We start from the raw sequence: 14,560 nt of genomic DNA, 5'->3' as shown, positions 1-14,560 counted from the left end.
GGCCGGATGCCGCTCGGCATCGCCGGCCGTCAGCGCGCGGCCGCCAGGTGCTCGGCGTCGGCCGCCGAGCCGGTCAGCGCCGCGCAGGTGGGGGTGTCCCGGTCCGTGTAGTCGGCGACGTGCCCCTCGTAGAGCACGGTGCCGCCGTGCCGGCCGGGGCCGGGGCCGAGGTCGATGAGCCAGTCGGCCCGGCGGATGACGTCGAGGTTGTGCTCGATGACCACGACGGTGTGGCCCCGGTCGACGAGGCCGTCGAGGATCGCCAGCAGGGTGTCGACGTCGCTCAGGTGCAGGCCGGTGGTCGGCTCGTCGAGCACGTACGTGGTGGGCCGCTCCGTCTCGCGGAGCTCCCTGGCGATCTTGAGCCGCTGACACTCTCCACCGGAGAGCGTGCTCAACGACTGGCCCAGCCGCAGGTAGCCGAGCCCGACGTCGGCCAGGTGGCGCAGCGCGCGGGCGATCTGCCGGTCGGGCAGCCGCACGACGGCCTGGTCCACGGTGAGCGCGTCGACGTCGGCGATCGACAGCCCGTCGACGGTGTAGCCGAGCACCTCCGGGGTGAACCGCCGGCCCTGGCAGGTCTCGCAGACCACCTCCTGCCCGTCCAGGAAGGCCAGGTCGGTGTGGATGATGCCGAGCCCCCGGCAGTCCGGGCAGGCACCGGTGGAGTTGGCGCTGAACAGCCCGGCCGGCACGCCGTTGTGCGCGGCGAACAGCCGGCGGATCGCCGGCGCGATGCCGGTGTAGGTGATCGGGGTGGAGCGCCGGTTGGTGCTGACCGGGCTCTGGTCGATGACCGTCGCGGCGTGCTGGGCCACCAGCTCGGCGGCCAGGCTGGACTTGCCGGAGCCGGCCACCCCGGTCAGCACGGTCAGCACACCGGTCGGTACGGCCACGGTCACCCGCCGCAGGTTGTTGCGGGTGGCGTCGGCGACGGTGAGGCGGCCGGTGCCGACCCGTGGCTCCCGCCGCACCGGCCGGCGCCCGCGCAGTGCCCGCCCGGTCGGGGTGTCGGCGCGGCGCAGCTCGGCGAAGCTGCCCTGGAACACCAGGCGACCTCCGTCGGCGCCGGCGCCCGGTCCGATCTCGACGACCTGGTCCGCGCGGGCCATCACGGCCGGGTCGTGCTCCACGACCAGGACGCTGTTGCCCCGGTCGCGCAGCTGCTCCAGCAACCGGACAGTGGCCGCCACGTCGGCCGGGTGCAGCCCGACGGTGGGCTCGTCCACCAGGTAGGTCATCTCGACCAGGCTGGAACCCAGGTGCTTGACCATCTTGATCCGTTGCGACTCGCCGCCGGAGAGGGTCGTGGTCGGCCGGGACAGGGTGAGGTAGCCGAGCCCGATGGTGGTGATCGCGTCCAGGCGGGCGGTCAGCGCCGCGACCACCGGCGCCACCTGGGCGGCGGTGACGGCGCGGACCACTGCGGCCAGTTCGGTGACCTCCAGCCGGGACAGCTCGCCGATCGTGTGGCCGAGCACGGTGGCCGTGCGGGCCGCCGCGTTGAGCCGGTCACCGTGGCACTCCGGGCAGACCTCCGAGCGGGTGAACCGGCGGATGACCTCCTGCTTGCGCTCGGAGAGGCTGTCGGAGGTGTGCAGGTAGATCCGCTCGAACCGCTCGACCACCCCCTCGTACGCCTTGGGGGGCTTGCGGCCCAGCTTCGCGGCGGCCTCCCCGCCGTACAGCAGCGCCGCCCGTTCCTGCGGGCTCCACTCGCGCAGCGGGGTGTGCGGGTCGAAGGTGCCGATGTCGGCGTACTGGGCGTACCAGTAGCCGCCGTCGCCGAATCCGGGCAGCCGGATCGCCCCCTGCGCCAGCGACCGGTCCAGGTCGAGGAAGCGGTCGACGGCGCTGGCCACCACCTCGCCGAGGCCGGAGCAGGTCGGGCACATGCCGGCCGGGTCGTTGAAGGAGAACCGGTTCGACTCGCCGACGTGCGGCGTGCCCACCCGGGAGAAGAGCAGCCGCAGGTAGGTCCAGGCGTCGGTGACGGTGCCGACCGTCGAGCGGGCGTTGCCGCCGATCCGGCGCTGGTCGACCACGATCACCGGCGACAGGCCGCCGATGTGCTCGACCTCCGGCCGGGTCCACTTCGGCAGCCGGTTGCGGGCGAACGGCGGGAAGGTCTCGTTGAGCTGGTGGCCCGCCTCGGCGGCGATGGTGTCGAACACCAGCGACGACTTGCCCGACCCGGACACTCCGACGAAGACGACCAGCCGGTTGCGCGGGACGTCGACGTCGAGGGCGGCCAGGTTGTTGGTGCGGGCGCCCCGGATGGTGATGCTGCGGTGGTCCATGCCGGCGACGCTACGAGCAGATGTGGCCGGATCCTGACCTCGATCACCGGAAGAATGGGGTCGTGGCGGATGTGACCGGGCGGATGCTCTCCCTGCTGTCGACCCTGCAGAGCGGCCGGTCGTTCTCCGGCGACGAACTGGCCCGGCGGCTCGGCGTCAGCCCGCGCACCCTGCGTCGGGACGTCGAGCGGCTGCGCGGCTACGGCTACCCGGTCGACACCCAGCCCGGGCCGGGCGGCTACTACCGGCTCGCGGCCGGCCGGACCATGCCGCCGCTCGTCCTCGACGACGACGAGGCGATCGCCACCCTGCTCGGTCTCGCCTCGCTCGCCGCCACCGGGCCGGCCGCGGCGGGCGGACTCGACGCGGCGGCCACCCGCGCGTACGGCAAGCTGGACCAGTTCCTGCCGGCCCGGCTGCGCCCGCGGGTGGCCTCCGTCCGGGCGAGCCTGGAGACGGGCGCGCAGGAGACCCCGCCGGTGGCCGCCGAGCAGGTCGGCCTGCTCGCCGAGGCCATCGACCGGGCCGAGGTGGTGACGTTCGACTACACCGACGCCCGGGGCGGGCGGAGCCGGCGGCGGGTCGAGCCGTACCGGCAGGTCCACCACCTCCTGCGCTGGTACCTGCTGGGCTGGGACCTCGACCGCGCGGACTGGCGGGTGTTCCGGCTCGACCGGGTCGGCGACCCGCTGCGCACCGGCACCGGCTACCGCCGCCGGCCGCTGCCCGCCGGGTCGGCGCTGGAGTACCTGCGCCGCGGCCTGGACCGGATTCGGCAACGGGTCACCCTCGTGGTGGCGGCGCCGGCAGCGCCCGTGCTGGACGCGCTGCGCTACCACGACGCCGAGATCGAGGCGGTCGGCGACCGGCGGACCCGGGTCACCGTCTCGGTCGACTCCTGGCGGTGGCTGCTGCTCCACCTCGCCTTCCTGGACGCCGACTTCACCATCGACGCCCCACCCGACCTCACCGCGGCCTGCCGCACCTTCGCCCACCGCCTCCTCTCCGCCACCACCCCCGGCCCGTCTCGTTGATCATGAGGTTGGGGACGGGACACGCCGGGGCGAGCCGCACCAACTTCATGATCGACCCAGGCGGAGCGGGGGCGGGGGTGGGTCAGGTGGTTACCAGGAGGCCGGAGAGGAGGACGCCGCGGGCGAGGTTGAGCACGCCGTCGCAGCCGGGGAAGCCGGTGCGGATGCAGGCGCCGGCCGGCTGGCGGCCGAACAGGTACGGCGCGATGCTGTAGGGCACCTCGGCGCTGACCGTCTCGCCGGTCTCGATGTGCACGAAGTCCAGCGGGACGGTGTCCGCCGGGACGTACTCCTGGAGGATGAAGCCGCCCCGCTCGGCGAACCGCCGCACCCCGTCACGCCACCGGTCGGCGGCGCACTCCCGCCCGATCAGCACGTCCACCCCGGCCGAGCCGTCGGCCGGCTTCGCCACCAGGTCGGCCTGGTCGGCCACCGCCCGGTCCAGCAGCTCCGGGGTGAGCGCCCAGGTACGCGGCACGTAGCGGTGGATGAGCGCGCGGTCGGCGGCCGGGAGCGCGTCGGCGTCCGCCCAGAGCCAGGCGAAGCCGAGCTTGTTGGCCAGCAGCCAGGCCGCCGCCGACACCCACATCGGCACCGTCCCGGCGGCCAGGGCCGCCTCCAGCGCGTCCACCCCGGCGCTCTGGGTGACCCGGTTGGGCACGAAGAGCCGGAACACCCCGTCGACCGGCGCGCCGTCGACGACCAGCCGGTCGCCGTCGTCCAGCGTCACCCCGGAGACCGGCGCGATCACCAGGTCCAGGCCGAACGCGGCGGCCCGCTCGGCCACCGGGGCGAGCACCCGCAGGAAGCGCTGCGGGTCGTCCAGCCCCGGGTACTCGGCGTCGAAGTCGAGCAGCATGGCCACCCGCGCCCCGTCGGGCAGGCCCAGCCCGGCGCGGATCGCCGCGAACCGGCGGTCCACCGCGGACGGCGCCGCCGCCAGGCGGACCCGGTCGGTGAGGCCCCGGGCCCGGTAGACGTCGACGAACCGGCGGACCACGGTGTCGGCGTCGAACGCGCCGCCGAGGCTGCTGTCGATGTTGTACTCGACCACCCGCGGCACCCCGCCGGAGAGCAGCACGTCCGGCCGGAACGCGGCCAGCAGCTCCTCGCCCAGCGGCTCGTCGTCGTCCAGCAACCGGGTCGCCCCGGCCGGCACGCCGAGCAGCCGGCGCAGCTCCCCCGCTGTGCCGGCGCGTCGCCGGCACGCCTCGAAGATGAGCTGGGCGAGCCGGTCGCAGACCGCGTTGAGCACGTCCAGCGAGGCGCGGTCCATCACCGGCGGCCGGGCCAGCCGCCACCGCCGGTTGTACGTGGCCCGGCCGTCGAAGATCTCCCGCCAGGACTTCGCCCCGGCGGCCACCATCTCGGCCCGTACGTCGGCGGGCAGGTCCAGCCACGCCTGCGCGGCGGACGGCCAGCGGTGGTCAACGTCGATCATGGCTACCCGTCCTTCAGCACGTGGTGGATGGCGGTACGCAACTGGTCCCGGCCGGGTTGCACGGCCCGGTCCAGCGCGGGGGCGAACGGCAGCACCGCGCCGTCCGGGCGGGTGACCCGGCGCGGCGGCGCGACCAGCGGCACCCGCTCGACCATCGTGGCGATCACCTCGCCGGCGATCCCGCAGGACCGGTTCGAGTCGTCGACCACCACCAGCCGCCGGGTGCGGGCCACCGACTCGGCGAGCGAGTCCCAGTCGAACGGATACAGCGTGCGCGGGTCGTAGACCTCCACCGACGCCTCGCCGGCCAGTTCCTCGGCGACCGCGAGCGCGTCGTGCACCAGGTGCCCGACCGCGACCACCGTGACGTCGTCGCCGGGCCGGTGCACCCGGCCCCGGCCGAGCGGCACCGGGGCCAGGGCGGCGAAGTCCACGTCGGCGCGGACGTCCAGCGCGCCGGCCGGGGCGAAGACCACCACCGGGTCGTCGCAGCGCACCGCCGAGACCAGCAGCCCGTACGCGTCCGCCGGGGTGGCCGGCACCACCGTGGTCACCCCGACGTGGGCGAAGAGGCTGTACGGGTGGTCGGAGTGCTGCCCCGCCCAGCCGGTACGGGAGCCGGAGCCGGGCACCAGGTAGGTCACCGGCACCGCGCACTGCCCCCCGGTCATCAGCGGGAACTTGTGCGCGTGGTTGACGATCTGCTCGAAGACCAGGAACAGCAGCGACGGGATCTGGAACTCCACCACCGGGCGCAGCCCGGCCAGGGCGGCGCCGGTGGCGAAGCTGGTGAACGCCTGCTCCGACAGCGGGGTGTCCCGCACCCGCTCCGGGCCGAAGCGCTTGAGCAGCCCGGCGGTGACGTTCGCGGCGCCGACCCGGATGTCCTCGCCGAGCAGGAAGACCGTCTCGTCGCGGGCCAGCTCGTCGGCGAGCGCCCGGGTGAGCGCCCTGCGGTAGGACAGCCGGGGCATCTACCCACCTCCGGTGCGCGCGGTGAGCCCGCTGGCGTACAGGTGCGCCAGCGCGTCGGCCGGGTCCGGCTCGGGGCCGGCCAGGGCGAACTCCACCGCCGCCGCCAGCTCCCGCTCCACCCCGGCGTCCACCGCGGCCCGGTCGGCGGTGGACAGCCGGGCGCCCTGGATCGCCACCGGGTCCCGGGACCGGCCCCGGGCCACCTCGTCGGGCGGGCGGTAGTCGAGGCGTACCTGGTGCTCGAAGGTGTGGTGGGCGTCGAACCGGTAGGTGGCGGCCTCGATCAGCTCGGGGCCGCCGCCGGCGCGCAGCCGGGCGACGGCCGCCGTGGCGGCGGCGCGTACCGCCTCGGGGTCCTGGCCGTCCACGACGGTGGCCGGCATGCCGAAGGCGGCGGCCCGCCCGGTGATGCTGCCGGCCACCGCGCCGGCGACCGGCATGGTGGTGGCGTAGCCGTTGTTCTCGCAGACGAACAGCACCGGCACCCGCCAGAGCGCGGCCAGGTTGAACGCCTCCAGCAGCATCCCCTCGTTGACCGCGCCGTCGCCGAAGAAACTCACCCCGACGGTGTCCGCGCCGCGACGCCGGCGGGCCCAGACCGCCCCGGTGACGATCGCCCCGGACGCGCCGACGATGGCGTTGGCGCCGAGCACGCCGACGCCGAAGTCGGCGGCGTGCATCGAGCCGCCCCGGCCGGCGTTCAGGCCGCTGGCCCGCCCGCACAGCTCGGCGAGCATCCGGGCCGGGTCGGCCCCCTTGGCCAGCACGTGCCCGTGCCCGCGGTGGGTGCCGGCGATCACGTCGTCGGCGCCCAGCGCGGCGCACACGCCGGCGGCGATCCCCTCCTGACCGAGGTACGGGTGGATGCCGCCGACGATGTGCCCGGCGCGGACCAGCTCGATGGCCCGCTCCTCGAACCGGCGGATCAGCCGGACGGTGCGGTAGAGCCGGACCCGGTCGGCGTCGCTCACCGCCCGCGGCCCGCCGTGATCGCGGCGAGGATGTCGTCCCAGAGCCGGGCCCGGGCGGCCAGCGCGGTGTTCACCGTGTCCGCGCACTGCTGCCACTTCGCGTCGTCGTCGCCGCACAGGTCGGCGAGCATCTGCATGGCCATCGGGGTGTGCTGCTCCCCGTCGACCTCGATGTGCCGCTCCAGGTAGTCGACGAAGTGGTGCAGCCGCCGGCTGCGTTCGTTCACGGCGACGACCTGGGCGAACATGTCCGGGATCAGGTCCTCGCGGCCGAACGCGAAGGCCGCCGCCTGGCAGTGCACCGGGGTGTCCTCGATGATCCGCCAGGTGGTGGCGGCGAACGCGGCCGACGGGGCGGGCACCCCGGCCTCGGCCAGCGCCGCGCCCACCGGCTGGCCGGCGCGCAGCAGCTCGACCAGCCGGTCCACCGCGGTGGTGTCCGCGCCGGCCTCCCGCATGCCCCGCACGTACAGCTCGAAGTGGCTGAGGTAGCCGTCGCCGAGCTCGTCGCTCTCCTCCACCATCACGATGTCGTTGATCAACCGGCGGCTGCCGGTCGGCCCGGTCGGGATCCACGGCACGGTGACGCAGGTGAGCTGCCGCTGCAACGACTTCAGCAGCGACATGAAGTCCCAGACCGCGAAGACGTGGTGGGTCATGAAGGTGACCAGCGCCTCGTGGGTGTCCAGGTGGGCGTAGAGCGGGTGCTTGACCACCACGTCACGGCGGTCGGCGACCACCCGCTCCAGGCGCTCGATCCCCGGGTGCGTCTTGCCCCAGTCGTACCGTGACATGTCAGCCTCCCTGCTGGGCGCGGTGGCGCCAGATGACCGGGCAGTATTCGGGGTCCGCGTAGTCCGGCCGCCCGTCGGCGGTGCGGCGGACCAGCACGTCGTGGTTGTACGCGGCGAGCGAGCCGTCGGAGAGCCGGTACGCCCGCCAGGCGTTGTCGCCGTCCTGCAGGTGCAGCGAGATCGCCTGCCGGGGGCGGCCGCTGACGTTGGCGCCGCTGCCGTGGTAGGTGCGGCAGTGGTGGAAGCTCATGTGCCCCTTGGGGATCACCATCGGGACCTTGCGGATCTCGGCGCCGTTGTGCGCCGCGTTCGCGGCGAGCATCTCCTCCAGCTGGTCGCGGTCGCGCTCGGCGAAGTGCCGCACCACCGTGTCGTCCGCGCCGATCTCCCGCCAGCGGTGCGAGCCGTCGACCATGGTGATGGTGCCCATCTCCTCGCCGCAGTCGTGGAAGGGGATGAACGCGGTCAGCATCTTCTCGGACGACGAGGACGCCCAGTAGTGCTTGTCGAAGTGCCAGGGCACGATGTTGCTCGGCTCGCCGGAGATCGGCGGCTTGTAGATCAGCGTGGACTGGAACACGCGGATCTCCTCGGCCCGGGCCAGCCGGGCGGCGACCGCGCCGATCAGCGGCTTGCGCAGGATCGCGGCGAGCCCGTCGTGCTCGTGGTGGACGTAGTCGTTGTGCCGCTGCACCGCGCCCTTGGCCGGCTCCCAGTAGGCGAGCTTGGGCGGGCGGACCGGCAGCCGGCGGTCCCGCTCGCCGGCGTAGTAGCGCTCGGCGGCCGCCGCGAGGGCGTCCACCTCCTCGTCGGTGAGCAGCTTCTTCGACAGGTACCAGCCGTGCTCGGCGTAGAACCGCACGTCCTCCTCCGAGGGCAGCAGCGCCTCCTCCTCGGCGGTCAGCCTCGGGTCGAACTCCGTCGTGGTCACGCACCCACCCCCTGCGGTACGGCCGCGGTCGCGGCCAGCTCCCGTTCCTTGGCCTCGTAGAGCGCCTTGATGTTGCCGCTGCCGAAGGTCAGCGCCCCGCGCCGCTCGATCAGTTCGAGGAAGAAGGTGCGGCGCACGTGCATCGACTCGGTGAAGATCTGCAACAGCTGCCCGGCGTGGTCCCGGTCGACCAGCACGCCCAGCTCGCGCAGCCGGTCCAGCGGCGCGTCGACCCGGCCGACCCGGGCCTCCAGCTCGTCGTAGTAGCTGCCCGGGGTGGCCGCGAATCGCACCCCCCGGGCGGCGAGCGCGCCGACCGCGGTGACTATGTCGTCGGTGCGCAGCCCCAGGTGCTGCACGCCGGCGCCGGCGTGCTGGTCGAGGAAGGCGTCGATCTGCCCCGGCCGGTGGCTGCGGTCCGGCTCCAGCAGCACCAGGGTGACCCGGCCGGACGGGCTCTGCACCACCGTGGAGTTCATCGCCTGCCCGTCGACCTCGATGTGCTCGGTGAAGATCTCCGCGAAGCCGAACACCTCCCGGTACCGCCGGACCGTCTCGGCGAGCTGACCCGGCGGCACGCAGACCGCCAGGTGGTCGATCTCGGCGAGCAGCGGGTCGCCGCCGCCGGCGGGCGGCGGGGTCGGCTCCACCGCGCCGGGCAGGAAGTCGCGCCGGTCGCCGCGCCGCTCCACCAGCCGGTGCCGCACGTCGCCGAAGCCGCCCACCTCGGCGACGACCACCTCGGCGTCCGCGCCGGTGAAGGTCTCCGGCGGGGTCACCCCGGTCGCGCCCCGGGCCACCAGCTCGGCGTACGCCCCGGCGGCGTCGTCCACCTCGACGGCCACCACCGCCACGCCGTCGCCGTGCCGCTGCACGTACCGGGCGGCCGGGTGCTCGGCGGTCAGCCCGGTGGTGAGAACCAGCCGGATGTCCCCCTGGCCCAGCAGCAGCGAGCGCCGGCCGGCCAGCCCGGTCTCCGGGCCGCCCTGGCCGCACGGCTGGAAGCCAACCGCGCGGCCGAAGTAGAAGGCGGCCTGCCGCGCGTCCCCCACGTAGAGTTCGATGTGGTCGATTCCACGGATGTCCATCTCATCAGCCCTTCCCCCCGTGCTCTGCCGTCGGGCGCGCCCCGCCCGCGGGTAGGTGCCGCCGGTCACCTCCCCGGCCGGGCGGCCCGCGCGAGCAGCAGGCTCACGTTCTGGCCGCCGAAGCCGAAGGAGTTGGTCAGCGCGTACTCCGTCTCCGTCGCCCGGGGCTCCTTGCGGATGTGGTCGGCCGGGCAGGCCGGATCCGGGTCGTCCAGGTTGTGCGTCGGCGGCAGCAGCCCGCGGCCGAGCGCCAGCGCGGTGGCCGCCGCCTCCAGTACGCCGGACGCGCCGAGCAGGTGCCCGGTGAGCGCCTTGGTGGAGCTGACCGGCACCCCGTACGCCCCGAAGACCTCCGCCAGCGCGGTGGTCTCGGCGATGTCGCCGAGCTTGGTGCCGGTGCCGTGCGCGTTGACGTAGCCGACCCGGGCGGCCGGCACGCCGCCGCTGGCCAGCGCCCGCCGCATGCACTCGGCGGCGCCCGCGCCGTCCGGTCGTGGCGCGGTCGGGTGGTACGCGTCGGTGGTGGCCCCGTAGCCGGCCACCTCGGCGTAGCCGGTGGCGCCCCGGGCGGCGGCGTGCTCGGCGCGCTCCAGTACCAGCAGCGCCGCCCCCTCGGCGAGCACAAAGCCGTTGCGCCGGGTGTCGAACGGCCGGCTCGCGGCGGCCGGGTCGGCCCAGCCCCGGGCGAGCGCCCGGGCGTTGCCGAAGGTGTCCGCGAAGGTGGGGAAGAGCGGCGCCTCGCTGGCCCCGCAGACCACCACGTCCGCCTCCCCGGCCCGGATCAGCCGGACCGCGTCGGCGACCGCCTGGGCGCCGGAGGCGCAGGCGGTGCCGACCGAGGAGCTGTAGCCGCGGATGCCGTACCGGATAGCGATCCGGGCCGACGGCATGTTCGGCAGGATCCCGGTGAGCAGGTACGGGCTGACCGCCGCCCGCCCCCGGGCGGCCCGGGCCAGCACCTGCTCCTCCAGCGTGGACATGCCGCCCACCCCGCCGACGATCACCGCGATCCGGCCCGGGTCGACGTCCCGGCCCACCTCGATGCCGGCGTCGGCGAGCGCGTCGGCCGCGGCGTGCAGGGCGAGCACCACGATCCGGTCCAGCACCCGGGTCTCCGGGCCGGACGCGACGGAGCGCGGGTCGACCGGCGGGAGCAGGCCGGCCACCTCCAGGCAGTCGGCGGCGGGGTGCCCGGCCGGTGGGCGGGCCAGCCCGGACCGGCCGGCGCAGAGCGCGTCGAAGGTGGCGGCGACGCCGCGCCCGACCGGGGTGAACAGCCCCATCCCGGTGATCACGGCGGTCACGACGGAACCCCGGTGAGATAACGCTCGCGCAGCGCGACCTTGCGTACCTTGCCGGTCACGGTGACCGGGATGTCGGCGGCGCGGACCGGCACCACCCGGCGCAGGGTGGCCCCGACGTCCGGGCCGAGCGCGGCGCGGACCCGCTCGGTGCGGTCCTGCGCCGGGTCGGCGCCGGCGGCGAGTTCCAGCAGCACGTCGGTGACCACGGTGCCGCCGTCGGCGACGATCACCACTGTGCAGTCGGTGACGTCCGGGCAGGCGGCGAGGATCCGTTCCTCGGACATCGCGGTGTAGAACCGCCGCCCGTCGCCGGCGTCGACCGAGTCGACGGCCCGGTCCAGGTGGTAGTACCGGCCGTCGGCGTCGGCGTAGACCAGGTCGCCGGTGAGGTACCAGCCGCGTTGGCGGAACCGGTAGGTGGTGACCGAGTCGTTCCAGTAGCCGCGGAACAGTGACGGCGAGTCGATGCCCAGCCAGCCGGGCTGCCCGGGCGGCACCGGGTCGCCGCGCTCGTCGAGCACCGCCACCCTGGCGAACCGGTACGGCCGGCCGATGCAGCGGCCGTACCGGTCGGTGTCGGTGCGGTGGGTGATGTGGAACATCGAGTGCCCCATCTCGCTGGAGCCGAGGCCGTCGATGAAGACCGAGCCGGGCACCCGGACCACCCCGCCGCGGGTGACGGTGTCCCGGGAACCGACCGCGACCAGCCGGCGGATGTGCGGCTCGTGCGAGCAGTCCCCGGTGTTGAACCACAGCCGCACCGAGTCCAGGTCGTACCCGGACAGGTCGAAGCGGGCCAGTTCGGCCCAGGTCACCGAGAAGCCGAACACCCCGTCCGGGCGCCAGCGCTGGATCGCGTCGAGCACCCGCTCGCCGCCCTGCTCGGAGAGGAGGAACATCTCCGCCCGGTTGCCGAGCGCCTGGTTGACCATGAGCACGGTGGCGGTGTGCGGGGCGGGCAGCGCGTTGAGGATCCGGCTGGTGCCCTGGGCCTGCGGCATGGTGAGCAGGTGCCGGGTGGCGGCGAAGAGGCTGGCGTGCGAGTGCAGCACCGCCTTGGGCACCCCGGTGGTGCCGGAGGTGTGGGTGACCACCACCGGGTCGTCGGGGTGGTGCCGGTAGTGCGCGGGGGCGGCGGCCGGGTCGCCGGCGCCCGCCTCGGCGGGGCTGCCGAGCACCGGTACGCCGAGTTCGTGCCCGGCCAGCAGGGCGGCGTGCGGGTCGTCGGCGAGCACCCCGACGCCGCGCAGCCGGCGGATGTACTCGGCGGCGATCTCCGGGCGCAGCTTGCCGTTCATCAGCGCCGGGATCGCGCCGAGCCGGGTCAGCGCGAGGTAGCTGAGCACCATGTCGGCGGCGGCGGTGGCCCAGACCGCTACCGGATCGCGCGGCCCGATCCCCCGGGCGTGCAGCCAGGCGGCCCGGGCGGCGACCCGCTGGTCGAGCCGGCCGAGGGTGAGCGGGTGTTCGGCCGGGTGGCCGTCGACGGCGGTGTCGAAGGTGAGGCCCGGCCCGTCCGGGTCGGCGCCGTGCGCCAGCACCCGGGCCAGCACGTTGCCGGCGCCGACCCGCTCGTCGGCGGCCAGCCGGCCGCGCAGTCCCCTGCTCCTCATCGGGTGTCTCCTCCCCCCAGCAGCACCGCGACGGCCGAGGCCGCGCCGGCGTCGTCGGGTGCGTCGTCGATCAGGACCAGCAACGCCGCGTCGGCGTCGCCGTCGTGCACCAGCAGCTCGGCCGCGGCGATCCCGTCGGCCCGTGGGTCGCCGGTGGGCGCGAGGCAGAGCACCGGCCCGGCCAGCCCCCAGCGGGCGGCCACGTGCCCGGCCACGCTGTTGGGCACGGACTGGAAGAAGAACAGCGGCCCGGGCCGGCGGCCGGCGGCCACGGTGGCCCGCACGTGCGCCGCGCTGGCCCGGTCGCCGTCCGCGCTGACCAGCACGATCGCGCACCGCGCGCCGCCCGGCGCGGGCACGGCCCGGTGGGCGCGGGTGAGGCAGCGCTCCGCCACCGCCGCGACCAGCGGGTTGAACGCCGAGTGCAGGTAGCCGGGCAGCGGCGGCGGCGGGCCGTCGCCCGGTTCCGGCCAGGCCGCCTCGGCCAGCACGGCGAGCGTGGTCGCCCGGTCCGGCCCGGTCACGCCGCACCGACCAGCAGGGCGGTGTTGGCGCCGCCGAAGGCGGCGTTGAGGGTCAGCGCGTACCGGGTGGCGGCGGGTCGGGGCGCGTCCCGGATCACGTCCAGCGGGCAGTCCGGGTCGGGCCCGAGCCAGCCGGCGTTGACCGGCAACTTCCCGTGCCGCAGCGCCAGCACGGTGACCACCAGTTCGAGCAGTCCGGACGCCTCCAGCGCGTGCCCGTGCAGGGCCTTGGTGGAGCTAACCGGGACGGCGGTCGCCGCCGGGCCCAGCGCCGCGCGCAGGGCCGCGGCCTCGGCGGCGTCGCTGTGGCCGGTGCCGGTGGCGTTGGCGTTGACGTAGCCGACCGCCTCGGCCGGCAGCCCGGCCCGGGTCAGCGCCGCACCGACCGCGCGGGCCATGCCGCGGCCGGCCGGGTGCGGCTGGCACGGGTGGTACGCGTCGCCGGCGCGGGCCCAGCCGAGCAGGTCGGCCAGCGGCCGGCGGGCGCGCCGGGCGGACTCCAGCACCACCGCGGCGACGCCGTCGCCGAGCAGCAGCCCGGTGCGGCCGGCGCTGAACGGGCGTACCGCGCCGTCGGTGGCGAGCGCGCGGCCGGCGTCGAAGAGGGCGTACTGGTCCGGCTCGACCAGGTAACCGGCGGCGACCACCACCCGGTCGGCGTCCCCGCGCCGGATCAGGGCCGCCGCGTCGGCCACCGCGCTGGTCGCCGAGACGCAGGCGGTGGTGTAGACCCGGGTCGGGCCGCCGAGGCCGGTCCAGCCGGCGAGGGTGCCGGCGAGCGCCGGGACACCCGGGCCGCCGTGCACGGCCAGCAGCAACGCGCAGCCCGCCCGCCGGGCGGCGTCCAGCCCGGCCGCCCGGCAGGCCTCGGTCACCGACTCGGCCAGCTCGTCGGGGAGGTCGCCCACCTCGGGCAGGGTGGCCGCCGCGTCCACCCGCCGGGCGCCGGTGTCGAAGCGGCGGACCGGCCGGAAGGCCGGCGCCCCGGCCAGCACGCCGGCCAGTTGCGCCGCCGCGCCCCGACCGAGGGCGCTGGTCGCGTGTACGCCGGTGAGCTGGACGGCCGCCGCCTCAGCCATCGGCGGCGACGGTCAGGGAGGTCCGGAAGACCGCCAGGGCGTCGTCGACGGTACGGATCCGGGCGAGCTGGTCGTCGGTGAGGTCGAGCGGCCGCTCGTAGCGCTGCTCCACCAGGTGCACCAGCCAGGCCAGCTCCATCGAGCCGATCCGCTCGGGCACCTCGGCGGCCGGTTTCGCGGTGAGCTCGGCGAGCATCGCCACCAGGTCGGCTCGCCCCAGGTCGGGCCGCCCGGTCATCAGGACTGGTCGCTGGTCGCGGCGGCGACGCGGTCGGCGACCAGCGCGGTGAACTCGCCGACGGTCATCAGCGCGAGCTGTTCCGACTCGTCGTCGGCGAACTTCAGCCCGTAGCGGTCCTCCACCCGGACGGCCAGGTCGGCGAGGGCCAGCGACTCCAGGTCCACTCCGGACGGGCCGAGGGTGGTGTCGTCGTCGATCCCCTCGACGTCGTAGTTCATGTCGGCGAGCTGCTCGATGACGAAGGCGCGGACCTCGGTTGACATGG

14 protein-coding genes are annotated in these 14,560 nt (G+C 75.3%); 1 reads left to right on the top strand and 13 read right to left on the bottom strand.

Features of this window, described 5'->3' with window-relative positions:
* Window positions 1-29 precede the first annotated feature (29 nt).
* Entirely contained in the window at window positions 30-2,300 is a 2,271-nt protein-coding gene (locus tag Q3W71_RS26800) for an excinuclease ABC subunit UvrA (RefSeq protein WP_302922247.1), read from the bottom strand.
* Between the two features lie 62 nt (window positions 2,301-2,362).
* Here Q3W71_RS26800 and Q3W71_RS26795 point away from each other — a divergent pair, with 62 nt between their 5' ends.
* Entirely contained in the window at window positions 2,363-3,334 is a 972-nt protein-coding gene (locus Q3W71_RS26795) for a YafY family protein (protein ID WP_302922246.1), read from the top strand.
* Between the two features lie 82 nt (window positions 3,335-3,416).
* On the opposite strand, the gene Q3W71_RS26790 is transcribed toward Q3W71_RS26795, so the two are convergent.
* The 12 genes from Q3W71_RS26790 to Q3W71_RS26735 form a co-directional block, all read right to left on the bottom strand.
* Window positions 3,417-4,775 carry a hypothetical protein gene (locus Q3W71_RS26790; protein ID WP_302922245.1) on the bottom strand — a complete coding sequence of 453 codons (1,359 nt, stop codon included), beginning with the start codon at window positions 4,773-4,775 and terminating at the stop codon, window positions 3,417-3,419.
* Window positions 4,776-4,777: 2 nt separating this feature from the next.
* A complete protein-coding gene (locus tag Q3W71_RS26785; protein WP_302922244.1) occupies window positions 4,778-5,749 on the bottom strand; it encodes an alpha-ketoacid dehydrogenase subunit beta in 972 nt (323 codons plus the stop codon).
* Window positions 5,750-6,721: a thiamine pyrophosphate-dependent dehydrogenase E1 component subunit alpha gene (locus tag Q3W71_RS26780; RefSeq protein WP_302922243.1), complete on the bottom strand. Its 972-nt coding sequence runs from the start codon at window positions 6,719-6,721 to the stop codon at window positions 5,750-5,752.
* Window positions 6,718-7,515: a DUF3050 domain-containing protein gene (locus Q3W71_RS26775; RefSeq protein WP_302922242.1), complete on the bottom strand. Its 798-nt coding sequence runs from the start codon at window positions 7,513-7,515 to the stop codon at window positions 6,718-6,720. The genes Q3W71_RS26780 and Q3W71_RS26775 overlap by 4 nt, the downstream gene beginning before the upstream one ends.
* Window position 7,516: 1 nt before the next feature.
* Window positions 7,517-8,446, bottom strand: coding sequence for a phytanoyl-CoA dioxygenase family protein (locus tag Q3W71_RS26770; RefSeq protein ID WP_302922241.1), 930 nt, complete (start codon window positions 8,444-8,446; stop codon window positions 7,517-7,519).
* Window positions 8,443-9,534, bottom strand: a complete 1,092-nt coding sequence (gene hppD / locus Q3W71_RS26765) for a 4-hydroxyphenylpyruvate dioxygenase (protein WP_302922240.1) — start codon at window positions 9,532-9,534, stop codon at window positions 8,443-8,445. The genes Q3W71_RS26770 and hppD overlap by 4 nt, the downstream gene beginning before the upstream one ends.
* A 65-nt stretch (window positions 9,535-9,599) precedes the next feature.
* Complete coding sequence (locus Q3W71_RS26760; RefSeq protein ID WP_302922239.1) at window positions 9,600-10,838, bottom strand: beta-ketoacyl synthase; 1,239 nt, start codon at window positions 10,836-10,838, stop codon at window positions 9,600-9,602.
* Window positions 10,835-12,451, bottom strand: coding sequence for a class I adenylate-forming enzyme family protein (locus tag Q3W71_RS26755; RefSeq protein ID WP_302922238.1), 1,617 nt, complete (start codon window positions 12,449-12,451; stop codon window positions 10,835-10,837). The genes Q3W71_RS26760 and Q3W71_RS26755 overlap by 4 nt, the downstream gene beginning before the upstream one ends.
* Complete coding sequence (locus Q3W71_RS26750; protein ID WP_302922237.1) at window positions 12,448-12,975, bottom strand: beta-ketoacyl synthase chain length factor; 528 nt, start codon at window positions 12,973-12,975, stop codon at window positions 12,448-12,450. The genes Q3W71_RS26755 and Q3W71_RS26750 overlap by 4 nt, the downstream gene beginning before the upstream one ends.
* Entirely contained in the window at window positions 12,972-14,054 is a 1,083-nt protein-coding gene (locus Q3W71_RS26745) for a beta-ketoacyl synthase (RefSeq protein WP_302922236.1), read from the bottom strand. Before Q3W71_RS26745 ends, Q3W71_RS26750 begins: the two co-directional genes overlap by 4 nt.
* Complete coding sequence (locus tag Q3W71_RS26740) at window positions 14,047-14,292, bottom strand: acyl carrier protein (RefSeq protein ID WP_302922235.1); 246 nt, start codon at window positions 14,290-14,292, stop codon at window positions 14,047-14,049. Before Q3W71_RS26740 ends, Q3W71_RS26745 begins: the two co-directional genes overlap by 8 nt.
* Window positions 14,292-14,558 carry an acyl carrier protein gene (locus tag Q3W71_RS26735; protein ID WP_302922234.1) on the bottom strand — a complete coding sequence of 89 codons (267 nt, stop codon included), beginning with the start codon at window positions 14,556-14,558 and terminating at the stop codon, window positions 14,292-14,294. Before Q3W71_RS26735 ends, Q3W71_RS26740 begins: the two co-directional genes overlap by 1 nt.
* Between the last annotated feature and the right edge of the window lie 2 nt (window positions 14,559-14,560).

The sequence above is a fragment of the Micromonospora sp. C28SCA-DRY-2 genome (genome assembly GCF_030519475.1).
In the GTDB taxonomy this organism is placed as follows: Bacteria; Actinomycetota; Actinomycetes; order Mycobacteriales; family Micromonosporaceae; genus Micromonospora.
This window is presented reverse-complemented; position numbering and strand designations above follow the sequence as displayed.

Bases quoted from the DNA above. Each gene is read 5' to 3' on its own strand.
- Q3W71_RS26800 (WP_302922247.1), bottom strand. From the start codon at position 2,300: ATGGACCACCGCAGCATCACCATCCGGGGCGCCCGCACCAACAACCTG.
- Q3W71_RS26790 (WP_302922245.1), bottom strand. From the start codon at position 4,775: ATGATCGACGTTGACCACCGCTGGCCGTCCGCCGCGCAGGCGTGGCTG.
- Q3W71_RS26785 (WP_302922244.1), bottom strand. From the start codon at position 5,749: ATGCCCCGGCTGTCCTACCGCAGGGCGCTCACCCGGGCGCTCGCCGAC.
- Q3W71_RS26740 (WP_302922235.1), bottom strand. From the start codon at position 14,292: ATGACCGGGCGGCCCGACCTGGGGCGAGCCGACCTGGTGGCGATGCTC.
- Q3W71_RS26755 (WP_302922238.1), bottom strand. From the start codon at position 12,451: ATGAGGAGCAGGGGACTGCGCGGCCGGCTGGCCGCCGACGAGCGGGTC.
- Q3W71_RS26745 (WP_302922236.1), bottom strand. From the start codon at position 14,054: ATGGCTGAGGCGGCGGCCGTCCAGCTCACCGGCGTACACGCGACCAGC.
- Q3W71_RS26775 (WP_302922242.1), bottom strand. From the start codon at position 7,515: ATGTCACGGTACGACTGGGGCAAGACGCACCCGGGGATCGAGCGCCTG.
- hppD (WP_302922240.1), bottom strand. From the start codon at position 9,534: ATGGACATCCGTGGAATCGACCACATCGAACTCTACGTGGGGGACGCG.
- Q3W71_RS26735 (WP_302922234.1), bottom strand. From the start codon at position 14,558: ATGTCAACCGAGGTCCGCGCCTTCGTCATCGAGCAGCTCGCCGACATG.